A 17,966-nucleotide genomic window follows, 5' to 3' on the forward strand; every position below is an offset into this window, starting at 1 on the left:
CTTATTACTATTTATACTATTTTTTACTGCCATTCCTGGCCCGAAGTGCCCAATAAACAAATTGATTACTGTTTAGTAGTTGCATTGTAGACGCCATCAGCTTAACAGGTAGACGATGAGTAGTCTCTTTTTATAGGGTTCCGGAGTAATACAGGAATAATTTTGTCCTGTTCAATAACAGCAGGCAGATTATGGACAATTCCACAAAGCTGTTCTGCAAATGAAAGTAAATCTTAAAACAAACAAATTATGTATATTGGAATAACAACAACTCAGAAACCAATTTTCCAGGAAAAAATTACATTGCTCACAACTCCGGAATACTACCCGACTGAAAGCATGACTTATGTGATTTACCAGTTTCAGAGTAAAACCCTTTTCTCCGAGTCGGTTTATAAGAAAGTTGAAAGTGCATATTTCGCAGATGACCTGGATCGTGAAATTCCACGCAAAGCATGGACAGAAGAAATGAAGGCTCACGCAGCTATGCGCGAAAGTACGGAGCCACGTGAACCTAAAAGTGTCCGTTACACCTTTATTGGAAAAGCGTTATTTACAGTCTTGTTTGTTCTCATTCTGGTACTGGGTTTTCTGGCTGTTCAAAGTTTTAATGAGATGAAAAAGATAAACGCCCAAAACAAGTTGATGAATACATCTCCCAAATAATCATTAATCAAATGAAAAGACAATTGTTATTTAATTAAAGTCTGATTTTATCGATCACGAATCTAACCCTGTTTTCAATTTCATCTTTAGGAACTTCAACCAGTTCATAGCCATATTTTATATAGGTCTCTTTCATCTTTGTATAAGTAAATACAGCTTCTTCCCAGCTCTGTTTTCTTTCTTCATCAGTCTGATAAATTTCCGGCCAGGGCGGCAGCATAAAAATGATACTGTTATAAGGACATTTTTTAGCTGTCCGATCCATTTCAGCAGAGATCCCAAGTCCAATCATATCTGCGTAGCAAAGCGTATCGGGAATTCCCCGATCGAAAAAATGGATAGCCTCACTCCTGTCCTGTATAGCTTCATAACTCCTAACGGATGCTTCCAGCATTAGATGGGTAAAGTATCTTGCATTTTTCCATGGAAGCCCCTCTCCGTTCATGTCCGTCTGCTGTTTGATAATTTTCCGGGCATCTTCTGGGATAATATTAAAACCACGTGCCCCAAGTGCATTTAAAAGCGTAGTTTTTCCTGCACCGGGGCCTCCGGTAATCACGTAGAAATTGTTTTTCCTGTCTAACTCTCTATGCCGCATTTCTGATCATATTAATTTAGTAAATGGTGTAATTACCCGGAATGTACCATCATTATGAGTTAAAAATTTCGGCGCATAATGCCATATTGATAGCTGCACCCGCCAGTGATCCGGTTGAAACCGCAGCAGGAACAGAGCGTAATGCCGAATTATCACCACAGGCATATATACCGGGTATATTCGTTTGTCTGAAATCATCGGTCTTTAACAATCCCAGTTCTGTAAGTTCACATCCCAGTTTAACCGGAATTTTACAATGCTGTTCAAAAGCAGGTCCGGAATAGAGCGCATTTAGTTGGTATACTGTACCATCTTCCAAACGGATGCCAGAAATTTTACCGCCATCATGTTCTATCAAATCAATTTTTTGTTCTACAATCTGAATATTGTTTTTTTGTATCGACTGATATTGGTCAGCATTGAATGCTGCCTTCCCATTAGTAAAAATGGTCAATTTATCAGTAAGATTTGATACCAGCTGTACATAGTGAAATGCCCGGTCACCATTAGCTAAAATACCTGTTTTCTGTTTTTTGACTTCGTAACCGTGACAGTACGGACAATGCAGAATTGATATTGCCCAGCAATCCGCAAAACCAGGTATAGCAGGCATCATATCTTTCAAACCTGTTGCAAACAGGACTTTTTTTGCTGAAAACACTTTACCAGACTGTGTAGTAAGTTCAAATATATTGTCGCTCTTTTGCATTTTCATGGCAATATCATCATGAAACGTCACCGTTGTATAATTCAACACCTGTGCCTTCGCTTTATTTGCTATATCCTTAGGCTTTTCACCATCCTGAGTGATAAAATTATGTGAATGGGGTGTCTGTCTGTTACAGGGAAATCCGCTGTCAATAATCAAAACGTTTCTCAAAGAACGGCCTAATGCCATTGCTGCAGAAAGTCCGGCATAACTACCGCCAACTATAATAACATCAAAAGTATGTTTCGTATTTTCCATATCAGATTGTATAAAAGATATAAGTGTTCCTGAAATTGCGGTAGCACCAGATAAAATGGTACTTTGTACTATAAATTTCCTTCGGGTAATCATGATTATTCATTAGGTCAGACTTTCTATGCGTTTTAGAATCTCTTTTTCAGATACCAGCCCTATATGTCTCCAATAGATATCTCCGTGTTTATCCAGAATCACTAAAGTCGGGACAGATCTGATAAAAAAATCAACTACAAGCTGGCTCCCGCTGTCAACATCTATCCTCTTTACAGTTGCCATTCCACCTATTTTCCTCTCCACATCGTCAATAATAGGTGACAGCATTTTGCATGGTCCGCACCAGGTGGCAGAGAATTGAAGCAATACCGGTTTTTCAGTAGCTTTCAAAGTATTTAATTCATTCATCGGAAGTATTATTAGATTAAAAATGATCCGACAAAATTACCCGCATAGCAGGTCATGTCTCTAACACTTTTAGGAGGGAAAATGGTACAAATCACATATAGACGAATTCAGACGTCTATTGATGTTTATGCTTTCGTCTGTAATGCAGGGGTGTTAATCCGGTCATTTTCTTAAAAAAGCGTCCGAAATAAGAATCATCTGTAAAATTCAATTCGGTAGCAATCATAGAAACAGTATCATTAGTCTGCATCAGCCGTGATTTTGCTTCCTGTATCAATTGTTTTTGTATAAAATAACTTGCTGAGAACCCAGAAACTTCCTTAACCACGTCATTTAGATAATGTGGATGTACATTCAGCATTCCCGCATATTCTTTTACCTGCTTTTTCTCCAGAAAATGCTGATTGACCAAAAGCTGAAACTGGGCCACCAGTTGTTCTTTTCTGGATAAATTAAAAGGTTCGGCCAAAGTCGTATGATTATGGATCCGTTCGGCTTCCAGCAGGATAATATTGAGAAACATCCTGACCAGCAGGTCATCATTAAAAGTTTTTTTCTGGCACTTTTCACTATTAAGTTTCCAGAATAAATGCTGCATCATTCCGGTTTCCCGTTCAGACAGGTCCACATACGGAACTTTATCCAGCTGAAAAAACGGAAACTGATTGAGAGTGATCTGATGCTTGATACAAAGCAAAAAATAATCAGCGTCAAACATACAGAGAAACCCTTGCACATCTTCACTCCAGGATTCAATGGAATGAATCTGATTTTCAGGAATGAAATACATGCTTTGAGGGCCAAAATGATATTTTTGATGACCAATAACTTCCTCTACATTCCCTGCTGTTAAAAGAATAATGCTGTAAAATTTTCTTCTTGCCTGATGACCGACATGACGGCTATGTAATTTTTGTAAATCCTCTAACGCTATAATCTCCAGGAAACCATTTCCATGAGCATATTCCAGATGATTACACTCTGCACAATAGGAATAATCGGAATTCTGGAGATAATACTCCTTGAATTCCTTCACATTATTAATTTCTTTGATTTTAGCAGTAAAGGCCATTTTTATAAAACAATAAGGATTTCCGGGAGCAGGAATTACCAGTTGCTTTCAGGATTCTCATTCCAATCCAAAGATAAGATGCTGGCAAAGTCAGCAATAACGTTATTTTAAACTTCAATAAGAGTATGGAGATTTTCTTTTGACAACCAACTGATCAATTTCCATCCGTTCAGTCCTTTTCACCGGTTAAATTAAAAGCTGATTTCCATAATTGCTAAACAGGTCATGCCGCCCTTGAGCACAAAGCCTCATCAGGCGGCAGTTATGCCCGATAACCAGCATCATATTATTCCTTTTACTATGGAAGAACTGGAAGAGCAACTGGATCCGGATGTATTTTTCAGGGTTAACCGTCAGTACCTGATCAACAATAAAAGCATTACACGGATCAATAACTATTTTAATGGCAAACTGCATATTGTATTGAACCCGGAGCCAGCAGAAAAGATCATTATAAGCAGAGACAGATCCAAAGTTTTTAAACTCTGGCTGGACCGGTAAATGATAAGCAGATCTCAGTTATATCTGATATTTTATTAATTTTAATAAAATCAGGCAGGATTGATTAAAGACTAAGCTTTATGGCAACAGTACCATTACGAAGTATTCAGGGCAAATGGGTCATGGCCTGTACTATCCTGGCATCTGCCATGGCTTTTATTGATGCGACAGCGCTTAATGTTATCCTGCCTTCCCTGCAGCAGCATCTCAAAGCTACCGGATCAGATCTCTTCTGGATTTTGAATGCATATTTACTTATGCTGGCCTCCCTTATTTTGGTTGGCGGCTCGCTGGGTGACCGGTTGGGACGCAAAAAAATCTTCATGATCGGGATTTTTATTTTCATCACAGGTTCTGCAGCCTGTGGATTTTCTTCCAGTGCCACTATGCTGATTATTTTCAGAGTATTACAAGGTATTGGCGGCGCCCTGATGATACCGGGAAGTCTATCCCTGATTTCTTCTTCTATTGACGAAAAAGAACGCGGAAAAGCTATTGGAACCTGGTCTGCTGCGACCACTTTAGTAACCATGGGTGGCCCTGCACTGGGGGGAGCACTTGCAGATGCGGGTTTATGGCGTTACATCTTTTTTATTAATGTCCCCATTGGGATTATGGTTCTCTTCTTTTTAGCCGTAAAAGTAAAGGAAACCAAAGAGGAGAATAATACCGGAAGACCGGATTTTTTGGGCGCAGTTACTATAGCAATGGGACTGGCGCTGCTTACTTTTGGTTTTCTGCGTTTGCCGGATGTGGGCTTTACCAATATCCAAAGCTATGGGGCTATTACTGCAGGTTTACTGCTCCTGATTGCATTTATTATCATAGAATATAAAAGCAGATACCCGATGATGCCATTGGGTTTATTCAGCAATGCTATTTTCAGCGGGGCAAATCTGCTTACTTTTTTTCTTTATGCAGGTCTTGGCGCAGGAATGTTATTTCTCTCCCTGAATATGGTACAGATTCAGGGATATACACAACTTGAATCCGGACTTACTTTTCTTCCATTTACTATTTTCATGGTCGTTAACGCACGTTTTGCCGGTAGCCTTGCTGATAAATACGGTCCCCGGTTATTTCTGATTGCAGGCCCCTTCCTGGCTGGTACAGGACTGCTCCTGTTATCTTATATACAGCAGACTGATGGCCCTTCAGACTACTGGACCACTTTTTTACCCGGCATTCTGGTTTTTGGTTTTGGGATGTCGCTTACTGTTGCACCACTAACGGCTGCAGTTATGGGCGCTGTAAGTGATCATTTTTCCGGTACAGCATCTGGTATTAATAATGCTGTATCCAGAATTGCAGGTGTTTTTGCCAATGCAGTTTTTGGTTCGATGGCAGTAATTCTTTTTACTGCAGCATTAAATAAAGAAATCAAAACACTTCCTCTTAATCAACAGCAGAAACAGGCCGTAATTGCTCAAACTGCAAATCTCGGAAATGCCAGCGTACCCGAAGGATTAAGTATCATTCAGGAAAAGAAGGTATACGCAGCCTACCATACCAGTTTTATTGATGCCTACGGAAAAATCATGAAAATTTCTGCCGGCCTTGGCTTTTTAGCCTCATTTATGGCGCTGATATTTATCCGGAAACCAGATTTAAAGAAGAAGGAAAACCATTTATAAATGGTTTTCCTTCTGATCAGTTATTCCGGAAAATCAACTCCACTAAGTTTTTGGCAAATTGCAAGCAGTTTTTCCTGAGCAACGATACTGTCGGCCGCTGCCAAATAACTTTCTTCCCGCTGATGATGAAAATAACGGCCACTTAATCTGGCTTCATTATCTTCACTTACTGCAAGCCATACCTGTGTCCGGAAACCTTTTTCCAGATTGTCAGGTGCTTCAGCGCCGCCCATTTTTGTGGGCACCCAACCCGGATCAATGGTATTGCTATATACCTGCGGCCATTTACGGGCTACTGCCATAGATAACATTAAAACCTGAAGTTTAGAATCTGAATAACTCACACGTCCGGGGTCATTGATTAAATCATCCAGACGGTTAACGTCACCCTGCATATGCATTTCAGAACTAATGTAAATCAAACGTTTAGGTTTCCGGATCAAAGCAGTCAGGATATATGGCGCCAGTGTATTTACAGCAACAATCATTTTGCCTGACTCCTGAAAAACGCCTGCATTATGAATAATGACATCAAAATTTCCTGATTCATTAACCTGAGCAGCCAGTTTTATGGTTTCGTCAATACTGGATAAATCCGCGATAAGTACTTTTTCAGCACCCGGCGCTTTATCCAGTGCCAGTTTAGCCCTTTCGGCACTACGTGCATGCAGAACAACCTGGTTCCCCTGAGCTATCAGATCGTTAGCTGCTAATTGTCCAAGCCCGTCAGCCGAGCCGGTAATAAATATTCTTGCCATCAATAAAAATTCGCTTTACTCCAAAAATCCGGGATTAATTTAAAATTAGCTTAGTTTCCAGTCTGGTCTTTCAAAATGGCAGGTATATCCGTATGGCTGCTTTTGTAAGTAATCCTGATGTTCCTCTTCGGCATTCCAGAAATCGGTTGCCGGAACAATTTCTGTTACAATCTGCCCCGGCCATACGCCAGAAGCTTCCATTTCTTCAATTAAAGTCTTTGCAGTTTCCCGTTGCGTTTCATCAATATAAAAAATAGCTGAACGATAAGAGGTACCGATATCATTTCCCTGTCTGTTTCTTGTTGTGGGATCATGAATCTGGAAAAAATATTCAAGTAATTTACGATATGATAATTGCGCCGGATCAAATATAATCTCTATACCTTCAGCATGGGTTCCATGGTTCCGGTAAGTTGCGTTGGGAACATCACCTCCTGTGTATCCAACAACAGTTGAAATTACACCAGGATAATGTCTGATAAGTTCTTCTACTCCCCAAAAACAACCGCCAGCAAGAATGGCTTTTTCAGTATTCATATAATTTTCTTTTAATTAATTAAAGGTACAGTACTGAGGCCTAATTGACAAGAACAGGCAATGATAATGACGTTAAGCTTATAACCGGATAGCTGATACTTAATTATTTTTGATGTAACTGGACTTATACTTATATTTAAAAAGTTGTTTTCAGCTAAGAAAAAAGACACCTGCCCGGTGAGTTAGCAATAACCCACTATAAGCACAATTGCTGTAAAAGTTCTATCACTGAAGATTCCAAATCTAATTAGTCAATTCATTCATCTGTTAAATATATCTACAAAGACAGATATTCTATTAGCCTGGATGGTACTGGCTATAGTCTGCAGGAATTAGAGGCATTTATGAAAGACCTGAATACAGCAGCATTGAAATAAAGATTATGATTAGAAACAGGATGAAATACCGGGGGTTAACATCAATCTCCGTGAGTTAAAATCCAGCAATTTCCTCCTGTTTCTTTTTAGGCAGACTGGCTAATATCAATTCATAGGAATGATCTATAAGTTCATGTAACTGCTTTAACGTCAGCCGTCCATCCATATAAACCGTATTCCAGTGTTTTTTATTCATATGATAGCCTGGTATTATTTCTTCATATTGTTCCCTTAAGGTAACCGCCCGTTCAGGATCACATTTTGCATTAAAACGATTTCCCGAATTCAGACCGGTAAGCAGGAATATCTTTTCACCAACTTTAAAAACCAGCGTATCTTCTCCAAAAGGAAGTCCTTCAGTTACGCCGGGTTTGGACAAACAATAGTCACGTAATTCTTCTATATTCATATGGTAATCCAAATATAGTGATTCATTTAATATTTGTATTCAACCATATTTATACCTGCACAACGTACTGTCAGGAATATCATGAGGCACAGAAGCTGCTTGCTTATCTTACCGTTATACTACCGGCAAAATTCCCACTGCCATCAAATACAACCGCATACTTAATATAATTAGCACTAATCAATACCAGATATCCTTTTACCGAACCGTTCAGATTCAGATCCCAGGCATTGCTAAATACATAAGCCGGATACGTTGTATTTAAATACGCTGTAATGTTAGCAGGCAATGCTCCTGCCCCAATGTTGGTTATCAATTTTACACGGGGATATAACTGTACTCTTTTAATAAACAAACCAGCTGATGTAAACGCATTCAGAAAAACTCCTGTATTCGAGCTAATAACCGGATAGCTGGTGTCTCGATTGACAAAAGCCCGCTGCAGGGTATCTTTAGGGTAATTATTTGTAAAATAAGTCCTGATCGTTCCAGGCAGGGCTGCAATGGCAATCGTGTCGCGATGACGTCCGTCACGATCATCAAACCGGCCTCCCACATGCCATCCTATACCCGTTAGATCACGTTTTTCTCTTTGTTCAAGTACTTTCTTAAATACTCCGTCTGCATCAAATGTTAAACCAACTGGTTTTCCATTAAAGCTGATCACAACCAGATACCCCACTGCTTTGTTAGCCCCATTAAATATCTGCTAAGCTTTACTAACTGGAAAACAGTTTAATTGTTTTTCGCTTTTGTCAGCAGCATTTTGGCCGCAAGTGAGATCAGTACACTTGCCATTACCCACTTCTGGACTCTTACCCATACCGGGTTTGCACTAAACCATAATGCTGCTTTTGCTGCAATCATGATTACTGTAAAGTTTATTAATGCACTGATCAGCATCTGAATAAAACCCAGCTGGAAACACTGTGCTATTATATGTCCGGCTTCCGGTTTGATAAACTGCGGGAACAGTGATAAATAGAATACTGCTATTTTCGGATTTAGCACATTGGTCAGTAAACCCATAGTGAAGAGCTTAACAGGCTTATCTTCCGGTAAATCTTTTTGTACAGAGAACACGCCTTCACTTCCTGGCTTTAGTGCCATAAATGCAAGGTAAATCAGATAGAATGCTCCGGAAATTTTTAAAACAGTAAATAAAAATGGAACTGCCAGTAGAACTGCTGTAAGTCCAAAAGCCACCATAATGATATGAAATAAAAACCCGAACATTACACCTAAAAGTGAAAGCATTCCAGCCTTTTTGCCCTGCGTGATAGAACGGGAAATCAGATAAATCATATTAGGCCCCGGAGTAATGGCCATAGCAATAGCAGCAAGCAGAAATACCAATAGTTCTTTTTGTACAATCATGAGGGGAAGATATTTATGCCTAAGATAGCTAATTTTAAAATCTCAAAACCACTTATTTTATAGGTTGTTTTAATCTCACGTCTGAATTCAGCGCTTGTAATACTGTTTGATTTTTAGAATTTTTTTAATCTATGTGTTATGGAAAATCTGAGAAACTATGCTATTATCGCAATAGCAATATGTACCATTGCAATGTGCAGTACAGAAAATGCCCCGGCAGAAAATAAAGATTATATATGCCGACCCGCAGACTCACTCAATACGGAGCATTTTATAAAGCAAATGTCAGCCAGCAATGCGAAAGAATTAAGTCTTTCAAAGCTCGCAAAAAAAAGATCCCGAAACTCGAAAGTCAGGGAATACGCCACCCGGGTTATGGATGCATGCATCCTTGCTAATTCGGATCTTGCCCCATTTGCTATATTAAAGAACATCAAAATGCCGGATTCGGTAACCATTGATTCTGATAACTCTTACACTACATTACAACAGTCTGGACGGGCAGATTTTGACAAAGAGTATTTATCAATGATCACTGATAGTCATAATCAGGCTATCGCTTTATTAACCAATATGGCAATGGCCCGCGATACTGCCATATCATCATTTGCAGATAAACATTTACCTGTATTCAGAAGACATCTCGATGAGGGTAATTATCTAAGCCGGCATCTGCATCGCAAAATGAAAACAAGTTAATAAATGGCTTAAGAAAGTCAGCACACAGCAGCGGATATAATTTATCCCCTGCTGTGCTTCAGGACTTAATTTTTATACTAAATACACATTTGTTTTCTTTGGGAATATCAATATCAATGAATAGTTTTGATAAGATCACTGTTTCCTGACCACCACTATCACAAGAGACGCTGAAGAAAATAATTGACAAAACAGCTATGGAAAACCAGCCATTTTTATGCAGTACCTGCGGTGTGGAATATGCACCTGCCCCAACTCCGCCTCAGCATTGTAAAATATGTGAAGATGAACGGCAGTATGTGAATCCTAAAGGACAAAGCTGGACTACTTTAACTCAGGTTAACAAATCGTACAAAAACATCATAGAAAAAGTAGCGCCCGAAATATATGCTATTTATTCCACGCCTTCTTTTGCCATCGGACAGAGAGCACATTTGTTGATTACTCCTCAGGGTAATATCCTTTGGGACTGTATTGCCAATCTGGATGAAACGACTATTGACCTGATCGGCAAAATAGGTGGAATTGATGCTATCGCTATCTCACATCCTCATTATTATTCTACAGTAGAAAAATGGAGCAAAGCCTTTGGTAATGTTCCTGTTTATATCCACAAAAAAGATAAAGAATGGCTGGGAAGAACTGACTTTAACCTGGTTTTATGGGATGAAGAACAAAAACTGATCAGAGAAGATATTACCCTGATCAACTGTGGAGGCCATTTTGACGGGGCAACTGTACTACATTACAAAGATATATTATTGGTTGGTGATGTGATTCAGATCTGTCCTGATTTAAAATCAGTTTCTGTCATGTACAGCTATCCTAACTATATCCCTCTGGCACAAAAGGACGTCCTTTATATCCAAAAATCCTTAAAAGATTTTGACTATAACCGGATGTATGGAGCATTTGGACATTATCTTAGAAAAGACGCACAGCAGATCATGCAATTTTCTATGGAAAGGTATTTAAAGATCTATAAGTGATCCTGTAGCCAATTACACTTTGTATTTAGCATAATAATTGTAACTTTGTTGCATCTATGCGACGTAAACAGCAACTTAATAAACAGATATTTTCCAGAATCGGAGCAATATTTCTGTTGCTGATTTTTATAAATATCCCTGTAACAGAGGCATTTCATCAGCACTCTGGTGCCACAATAAACCAAAGTGCTGATCAGAACCCGGATAAAAAGCATTATTCCTCACTAGAGAAAAAATGTAAATTATGTGAGGTGGTTAAACATCAGTCACCACATTTCTATCTCCCTGAAAAGCAAATAGCTGTTTTAATCACTCAACTGCTCCAAAAACAGGATTGGCATTTCCTTTTACAATCCAGCTCCTGCTTTATCTTGAAATGTGCCAATAAAGGTCCGCCTGTTTTTACAGCTGACACTGTATTTCCAGGATAAAATCCCGGTAATCCCTCCTATTCTTAAAAATTTATCCATCCATCCATCCATCCATCCATCCATCCATCCATCAGGAATGCATATTCCTGTATTCTATATTTTTTCTCATGCTGCAGGCCATTTCATTATCCAAAAATTATCAGGAACATATAGCCCTGGATAACCTTAATCTTCAGGTAAATCCCGGAGAAGTATTTTGTCTGTTAGGACAAAACGGTGCTGGTAAAACAACGACAATTAATCTTTTCCTTGGATTTATTACCCCGACATCCGGTAAAATCATGATCAATAATCAGGAAGTTAAACCTGGTGCTGCTGATACGCGCAAATACCTGGCTTATATCCCAGAAGTGGTTATGCTTTACGGAAATCTTTCTGCAATAGATAACCTAGATTATTTTAGCCGGCTGGCCGGTTTTTCTTATAACAAAGCTCATCTCTCTGATTTCCTGTCCCAATGCGGATTACAAAATGAAGCCCATCTGAAAAACCTGTCTGGTTTTAGTAAAGGAATGCGTCAGAAAGTGGGAATCGCTATTGCTTTAGCAAAAAATGCAGATGTTATCCTGATGGATGAACCTACAAGTGGCCTGGATCCTAAAGCAACTGATGAATTTACCAGACTGGTGAAAGATCTGGGCAAACAAGGTAAATCTATCCTGATGGCTACTCACGATATTTTCAACGCAGTAAACGTAGGTACTCATATCGGTATTATGCGCAAAGGACAGCTTATTCATACGATAAACGCTGATGATATCAATGCAGGTGACCTGCAAAAATTATACTTACAAACTATTTAAGATCACCATTATAAATGAATTTATTCTCTACGCTTATATGCAGAACTTTTTTAATTTCCGGCATCATTTTTCTATTTAATCTACAGGGTATCGCTCAGATAAAAGTGACCGGAAATGTAGTTTCGGAGCAACACGCCCCCCTTAAACAAGTCAATATCCGATTCAAAAACGGAAAAGATATATTAAATACATCGAGTGATACTTCAGGCAGATTTCAACTGATTTTACCAAAGTCAGGTAGTTATCTGGTAACACTAAGTGCCATTGGATTTCAGACCTGCAGCAAAGTATATCAGATTACCGGAATACCGGAAATCATATTGAACAGCATTGTACTTGCTGATTCGGATGAAGAACTTCAAACGGTGGAAATCATTGGGACGACAGCTAAAAAATATTTTAGTGATTATTCATTCTCTGCCACCAAAATAGCGACCCTAAATAAAGATATTCCCCAGGCCATATCAACCGTGTCTAAAGAACTGATTGCCGACAGACAGGCAGCTACACTGGCGGATGTAGTTAAACATGTACCGGGAGTGTCTCAAAGCAGTTTTTATAATCAGTTCGCCATCCGGGGAATTAATCAGAATCAGGAAGGTGCAATTATTAATGGCATGCGCACTCACCAATACTTTTTTAATCAGCCACTGACCAGTAACCTGGAACGTATAGAAGTAATTAAAGGGCCGGCAAGTGCAAATTTTTCAAGCGTGGACCCCGGCGGAAGTATTAATATGGTCACAAAAAAACCATTAGCTGAAGACAGAAAACAAATCAGTATTTCAACTGGTAGTTTTAGCACAATGAGAACTGCTCTGGATTTTACAGGACCGTTAAATAAAGAAAAAACTTTATTGTACAGACTGAATGCTGCTTATGAGGACAGCAAAAGTTTCAGAGATCTGCAATATAAAAAAGCTTATCTGATCTCTCCTTCCTTCTCCTATGTTCCTAATGATAAAACCAGTATTAATGTAGAACTAGTAATGAATAACAGCAAATCAAGGTTAGATCGCGGACAGGCAATCTTTGGTGCCATAGCTGGTAAAACCGATTTAAAAAGTACGCCGGTTACCTTTAATATGGGTGGCAGCAACGATTATTTTAACAGTCAGGATTTAATGCTGATGAGTAATCTTTCACATGCTTTTACTCCAGATGTGGTTTTCAATGTTGCTTATATGAAACAGGCATGGACCGAGGATTTGCTGGAACATCGTACCACCAATGCGTTTGGTGTGGACGAAAATAATATGCCAATACCTACACTTGCCGGCATGCGCGCAGTACAGAGACAGCAAAAATGGAATACTGATAATCTAAGCACATATTTTAGTATCAATGCAACTACCGGTGTATTAAAGCATAAAATTGTAATTGGCTTTGATGTTATGACTACGCAAAAGTACAGAGGTGGCGGCGAGAATTCGGCGCAGGGATATCGTTTAAAAGATGGCACTGTAGCCCCGAAATATGATCCGGCCAAAAAGGATCTCTATCTATTCAAAACAGTTAACGGGATCAATGCACCGGTGCCTAATACAGATCATTTTAACCTGGCAAATCCTGTATACACTATCCGTAATCTCAGCGACTATATTTTCACCAAAACTGAGATCCCGCCTGCGTATGCCCTTGTCAACGGATTATATCTGCAGGATCAGATCAGGTATCAGAAAATGATCCTTACCGTAGGCTTAAGACAGGAATGGTATGATGATTACAATAATTATAAATTAAGCACAGAAAAAAAGATTTCAAGAAAAAAACTGCTGCCAAGATTAGGAATTACTTATGCGGTAACTCCGGATATCAATGTTTACGGGACTTACCTGAAGGGCTATCAGCCACAGGAAAACACCTCTACGCTAGTCATTGTTCCACCACCTGCGGGTACGCATTACAAACCGCTGGAAAGTGATCTGAAAGAGATCGGGGTTAAGTCGGAATGGTTAAACAGAACACTCCTGATCAATGTATCTCTATTTGAAATTAATCAGCGGAATCTGCTTCTAAATGCAAATGATCCGGTAGATGTGAACTTGCTTATTGAGCGTGGTGCCCAGAGAAGCAGAGGTTTAGAACTGGAAGCATCTGGTTTTATTTTACCAGGCTGGCAATTCAGTGCAGGATACAGCTATACAGATGCAATCGTCAGGCAGGATAATGATGTTACTTTAATTGGTCAGCGGGTGCAGAATACGCCAAAACATAGTGGCAGTATCTGGACCAGATATGATCTGAAAGATAACCGGTTTATCAAAGGTATAGGCTTTGGCGCCGGTATACAATACAGCGGAGATAAATTGCCTTTATATATCAGAAATTTCACCTTACCTGCATATACGGTTGTGGATGCGGCAATCTATTATGCTCCGGCAAAATCAAAGATACAGCTGGCCATGAATGTGAACAATGTCTTTAATAAAACCTATTGGGTGGGTGCACAAAACTATCTGCGCTTATTCCCCGGAACACCAAGAAATGTAATGTTTAATGTCACCTACAGATTCTGATCATGATGAAAACAATATTTATAATTTCTGGCAACACATGGAAAATGGCCTTTGAAAATAAGGCAACCATTGCCCTAACTGTAATTTTAGGACTGGCTTTAGGGCTGGCCACTTTTATTGGCTGGCAAAATTTCAACACGCAACATAATCAACGCCTGAAATACAAAGAAATAGTACGGCAAAAATGGCTGTCCAAACCCGATAAACATCCTCACAGAATGGCTCATTATGGTTATCTCGTTTTCAGGGATAAACATGAACTGAGTTTTTTTGATTTTGGAATGGAGAGTTTCGCAGGGGTATCAATTTTTCTTGAAGCCCATAAACAAAATACAGTTAATTTTTCCGAAGCGGGCTTTTCAAATGGCATGCTTCGTTTTGGCGAATTGAGTGTAGCTATGGTATTGCAGCTTCTTGTCCCCCTGCTGATCTTTTTTTTGGGGTATAACACGATATCTGCGGAACGTGAAGCCGGCACACTCAAAATACTATTATGTCAGGGTGTAAAATGGTCCCAATTACTATTTGGCAAAGTGCTGGGAATTATCAGCGTAAGTTTCACGCTGTTTATTCCGGTTATCCTGCTGACCATTGTTTTATGGGCAGCACTGAGTAACTGGCAGGTATCAGTAGATTCAGGTATGCGTTTATTGTTACTTATAGCTGCCTATACTTTATATTTTATCATTTGCGCAGGTATAGCGGTACTGGTATCGGCCTTTCATCAGAGCTCAAAAGCTGCTTTAACCAGTTTACTTGTTTTATGGGTGTTCTTTACGCTTGTCTTACCCAGAGTTACTCAGGCAATCGGTGCGAAAATTTATCCTTCACCAGCTAAAATTGAATTCAATGCAGCCATAGAAGCTGATTTACAAAAAGAAGGTGATAGTCACAATCCTGATGATCCGCATTATGCACAATTCAAAGCTGATGTGCTCAAAAAATATAAGGTTGACGATGTCACTAAACTGCCTTTCAATTATGGGGGTTATCTCATGGCCGAAGGAGAAAGAATCTCGGCAGGGATTTATAACCGGCATCAGAAACAACTTAACCAGACATTTGAAAATCAAAACAGCTTTGCAGTTGCAGCAAGTTACCTCAATCCTTTTCTGGCCATAAAAAACCTATCTATGGCACTCACTGCATCTGATTTTAAAACTTATGCAGACTTTCAGGATCAGGCAGAGGCTTATCGCTATCAGCTTGCCCAGCGTATGAATCAGCTTCAGATGGATAACATCAGTAATGAAAAACCTGGTGAAAAAGAAAAGGCTGCCAGTATCAGCCATGCGCACTGGGCTGAACAACCAGACTTCCAATATCATTTTAAACCTGTAAGCTGGGTAATTGCAAATCAACCAGGAACCATTCTTTCTATATTATTCTGGTTTGCAGGGATATTAATAATTCTGGCAATTTCATCAAAATGGATTAAAACCGTATAACATGATTAAAAGTATTTATCAATTAGAATTTAAGATTTTTTTCAGCAATAAAGCAGCAAGGTTTGGCATACTGATCCTGCTGATCAGCGGTTTTTGCAGTCTCTACTTAGGCAAACAGTTCATTGCCAAACAAAAGACTGTTATCGAAAAAGCAGGGAAAATGCAGCAGGAACATACTGATAAAAATGTTAAGTATTTTGGAAAAGATCTGGGGTTGTTATTGTATTATAATAAATTTGCAATGGCTAATATTCCTGATAACTGGGCAGCTTTTGCAAATGGACAGCGGGATATTAATCCCTACCTGATCTCAGTAACTATGCTTGGTCTAGAAGGCCAGATGTATGATACAGACCTGAACAATCCATCTACTTTGTTAATGGGAAATATGGATCTGGCATTCGTAATGATCTTTTTATTCCCTCTGGTAATTATTGCTTTCACCTATAATGTACTTTCTGCAGAACAGGAATCTGGCATATGGGGACTAATCAGATCACAATCTACCCTACCCATGCGGATCATATGGCGCAAATTAACAGTCAGGATCATTGTTGTATTTGCGGTCTTTCTGATATTAATGATCAGCGCAGCTATTTATCTCAGTCTGGCACCTGATCTACGTTTTATACTTGTTTCAGCCCTGATCAGTTTATACCTGATCTTCTGGTTTTCATTATCATTCTGGGTGATTTCTCTTGGTAAATCATCCAGTTTTAATGCAGTATGTCTGATTGCTTTCTGGGTGGCACTGAATATTGTCTCCCCGGCAGTGCTGAATGTTTGGTTAACACAGAAATATCCTGTTCCTGAAGCGCTGGAAAATGTGGTGAAACAGCGGGAAGGTTATCATGAAAAGTGGGACCTGGATAAAAGTGTAACTATGGATAAGTTTTACAAACATTATCCACAATTTAAACAATATGCTTTTCCGGAAGAACTGACTTTCAGCTGGTACTGGTATTATGCAATGCAGCAAATGGGAGACGATGACGCAGCTTTCAGTGCAACCAGGATTACGGAAAAACTCAATCAAAGACAGCATTTCACCCATATGACAACCCTGCTTTTACCTGGTATAGAGACGCAGTCAGGGTTAAACCAGCTGGCCGGTTCTGACCTGCAGGCACACACCGGATTTCTGCAAAAATTAAAAGCCTATCATGAGAAAGTACGGCTATTCTTTTATCCTCTGATTTTCAAGGAAGCTAAAGCAGAAAATATAAACTGGAAACAATTTAGGATTGAACATTATACCGATCGTAAATCTGAACAGGTCTGGCAAAATCTACTTTCATTAATCATATTTTCAATTGTGCCTGCACTATCAGGAATTTATAATTTCAAAAAGAGAGCCAGCTTGTTATAATGGCTGGTAAGCATCCCTGTTGATGGCTGTTGCCACGACAGTTCAATACTGGTTTAAAAGGCTTAATACTTATTTCTTCCTTATGAAATGAGCCATTAAGCCTTTTGCTTTCAGGCTTATAAAGAGCTTTTATAAGAAGTTATTCTATTCAGATTCACCCTTTATTCGAAGCCAGCCGAACGCTGTCTGAAGAGGCTCTGAACAACACCTGAATGATGTCTGAACAAAGTAGGTATAACGTACTAATAATCAGTCATTTAAAAACGCTCCGTTCAGACATGTTTTTAAGCTCTGTTCAGACTGCTTTCTGAGCTTATTACCTTCATTCACCACAAGTCTATCCGTCTTATAATCAGAAATTTACACAAATCTCAACAGACAGATTAAACATTAGTTCAAACATTCTCTTT

The 17,966-nt window shown here is 39.2% G+C and carries 18 protein-coding genes; 9 read left to right on the forward strand and 9 right to left on the reverse strand.

Annotated features, from left to right (window positions below):
• The first annotated feature begins 249 nt into the window (after positions 1 to 249).
• The gene (locus PL_RS03145) at positions 250 to 666 is read left to right on the forward strand and encodes a hypothetical protein (RefSeq protein ID WP_041878771.1); all 417 of its coding nucleotides are present in this window, start codon (positions 250 to 252) and stop codon (positions 664 to 666) included.
• A gap of 34 nt (positions 667 to 700) precedes the next feature.
• Here the strand turns inward: PL_RS03145 and PL_RS03150 are convergent, their stop codons facing one another.
• From PL_RS03150 to PL_RS03165, 4 genes are all read right to left on the reverse strand, one after another.
• Entirely contained in the window at positions 701 to 1,264 is a 564-nt protein-coding gene (locus PL_RS03150; protein WP_041878773.1) for an AAA family ATPase, read from the reverse strand.
• Positions 1,265 to 1,316: 52 nt separating this feature from the next.
• Complete coding sequence (locus PL_RS03155; protein WP_041878860.1) at positions 1,317 to 2,231, reverse strand: NAD(P)/FAD-dependent oxidoreductase; 915 nt, start codon at positions 2,229 to 2,231, stop codon at positions 1,317 to 1,319.
• A 102-nt stretch (positions 2,232 to 2,333) separates the two neighbouring features.
• Complete coding sequence (locus tag PL_RS03160; RefSeq protein WP_041878775.1) at positions 2,334 to 2,633, reverse strand: thioredoxin family protein; 300 nt, start codon at positions 2,631 to 2,633, stop codon at positions 2,334 to 2,336.
• A 115-nt stretch (positions 2,634 to 2,748) separates the two neighbouring features.
• Positions 2,749 to 3,705, reverse strand: a complete 957-nt coding sequence (locus PL_RS03165; RefSeq protein ID WP_041878776.1) for a helix-turn-helix domain-containing protein — start codon at positions 3,703 to 3,705, stop codon at positions 2,749 to 2,751.
• A 234-nt stretch (positions 3,706 to 3,939) separates the two neighbouring features.
• On the opposite strand from PL_RS03165, the gene PL_RS03170 reads away from it, so the two are divergent.
• Both PL_RS03170 and PL_RS03175 read left to right on the forward strand, forming a co-directional pair.
• Positions 3,940 to 4,206, forward strand: coding sequence for a LytTR family DNA-binding domain-containing protein (locus tag PL_RS03170; RefSeq protein WP_160292069.1), 267 nt, complete (start codon positions 3,940 to 3,942; stop codon positions 4,204 to 4,206).
• A gap of 80 nt (positions 4,207 to 4,286) precedes the next feature.
• A complete protein-coding gene (locus tag PL_RS03175; protein ID WP_348620973.1) occupies positions 4,287 to 5,840 on the forward strand; it encodes an MFS transporter in 1,554 nt (517 codons plus the stop codon).
• Positions 5,841 to 5,860: 20 nt separating this feature from the next.
• Here PL_RS03175 and PL_RS03180 read toward each other — a convergent pair whose 3' ends face one another.
• The 5 genes from PL_RS03180 to PL_RS03200 form a co-directional block, all read right to left on the reverse strand.
• The gene (locus tag PL_RS03180; protein ID WP_041878780.1) at positions 5,861 to 6,598 is read right to left on the reverse strand and encodes an SDR family NAD(P)-dependent oxidoreductase; all 738 of its coding nucleotides are present in this window, start codon (positions 6,596 to 6,598) and stop codon (positions 5,861 to 5,863) included.
• Positions 6,599 to 6,643: 45 nt separating this feature from the next.
• The gene (gene msrA / locus PL_RS03185) at positions 6,644 to 7,135 is read right to left on the reverse strand and encodes a peptide-methionine (S)-S-oxide reductase MsrA (protein WP_041878782.1); all 492 of its coding nucleotides are present in this window, start codon (positions 7,133 to 7,135) and stop codon (positions 6,644 to 6,646) included.
• 432 nt (positions 7,136 to 7,567) lie between these two features.
• Positions 7,568 to 7,921 (reverse strand): MmcQ/YjbR family DNA-binding protein, encoded by a 354-nt coding sequence (locus tag PL_RS03190; protein WP_041878784.1) that lies wholly within the window; start codon positions 7,919 to 7,921, stop codon positions 7,568 to 7,570.
• Positions 7,922 to 8,024: 103 nt separating this feature from the next.
• Entirely contained in the window at positions 8,025 to 8,603 is a 579-nt protein-coding gene (locus PL_RS03195) for a hypothetical protein (RefSeq protein ID WP_041878786.1), read from the reverse strand.
• 53 nt (positions 8,604 to 8,656) lie between these two features.
• Positions 8,657 to 9,298 carry a LysE family translocator gene (locus PL_RS03200; RefSeq protein WP_041878788.1) on the reverse strand — a complete coding sequence of 214 codons (642 nt, stop codon included), beginning with the start codon at positions 9,296 to 9,298 and terminating at the stop codon, positions 8,657 to 8,659.
• A 138-nt stretch (positions 9,299 to 9,436) separates the two neighbouring features.
• Here PL_RS03200 and PL_RS03205 point away from each other — a divergent pair, with 138 nt between their 5' ends.
• The 6 genes from PL_RS03205 to PL_RS03230 all read left to right on the forward strand — a co-directional run bounded on the left by PL_RS03205 (position 9,437) and on the right by PL_RS03230 (position 17,556).
• Entirely contained in the window at positions 9,437 to 9,997 is a 561-nt protein-coding gene (locus PL_RS03205) for a DUF4142 domain-containing protein (RefSeq protein WP_041878790.1), read from the forward strand.
• A gap of 197 nt (positions 9,998 to 10,194) precedes the next feature.
• The gene (locus PL_RS03210) at positions 10,195 to 10,986 is read left to right on the forward strand and encodes an MBL fold metallo-hydrolase (protein ID WP_041878792.1); all 792 of its coding nucleotides are present in this window, start codon (positions 10,195 to 10,197) and stop codon (positions 10,984 to 10,986) included.
• Between the two features lie 538 nt (positions 10,987 to 11,524).
• On the forward strand, positions 11,525 to 12,220 hold the full coding sequence (locus tag PL_RS03215) for an ABC transporter ATP-binding protein (RefSeq protein WP_041878796.1): 696 nt from the start codon (positions 11,525 to 11,527) through the stop codon (positions 12,218 to 12,220).
• Positions 12,221 to 12,234: 14 nt separating this feature from the next.
• A complete protein-coding gene (locus PL_RS03220; RefSeq protein WP_052496079.1) occupies positions 12,235 to 14,739 on the forward strand; it encodes a TonB-dependent siderophore receptor in 2,505 nt (834 codons plus the stop codon).
• Between the two features lie 2 nt (positions 14,740 to 14,741).
• On the forward strand, positions 14,742 to 16,187 hold the full coding sequence (locus tag PL_RS03225) for an ABC transporter permease (protein ID WP_041878798.1): 1,446 nt from the start codon (positions 14,742 to 14,744) through the stop codon (positions 16,185 to 16,187).
• Position 16,188: 1 nt separating this feature from the next.
• Positions 16,189 to 17,556, forward strand: coding sequence for a DUF3526 domain-containing protein (locus PL_RS03230; RefSeq protein ID WP_082035826.1), 1,368 nt, complete (start codon positions 16,189 to 16,191; stop codon positions 17,554 to 17,556).
• Positions 17,557 to 17,966 lie beyond the last annotated feature (410 nt).

Origin of the sequence: Pedobacter lusitanus (assembly GCF_040026395.1) — a bacterium.
GTDB lineage: Bacteria > Bacteroidota > Bacteroidia > Sphingobacteriales > Sphingobacteriaceae > Pedobacter > Pedobacter lusitanus.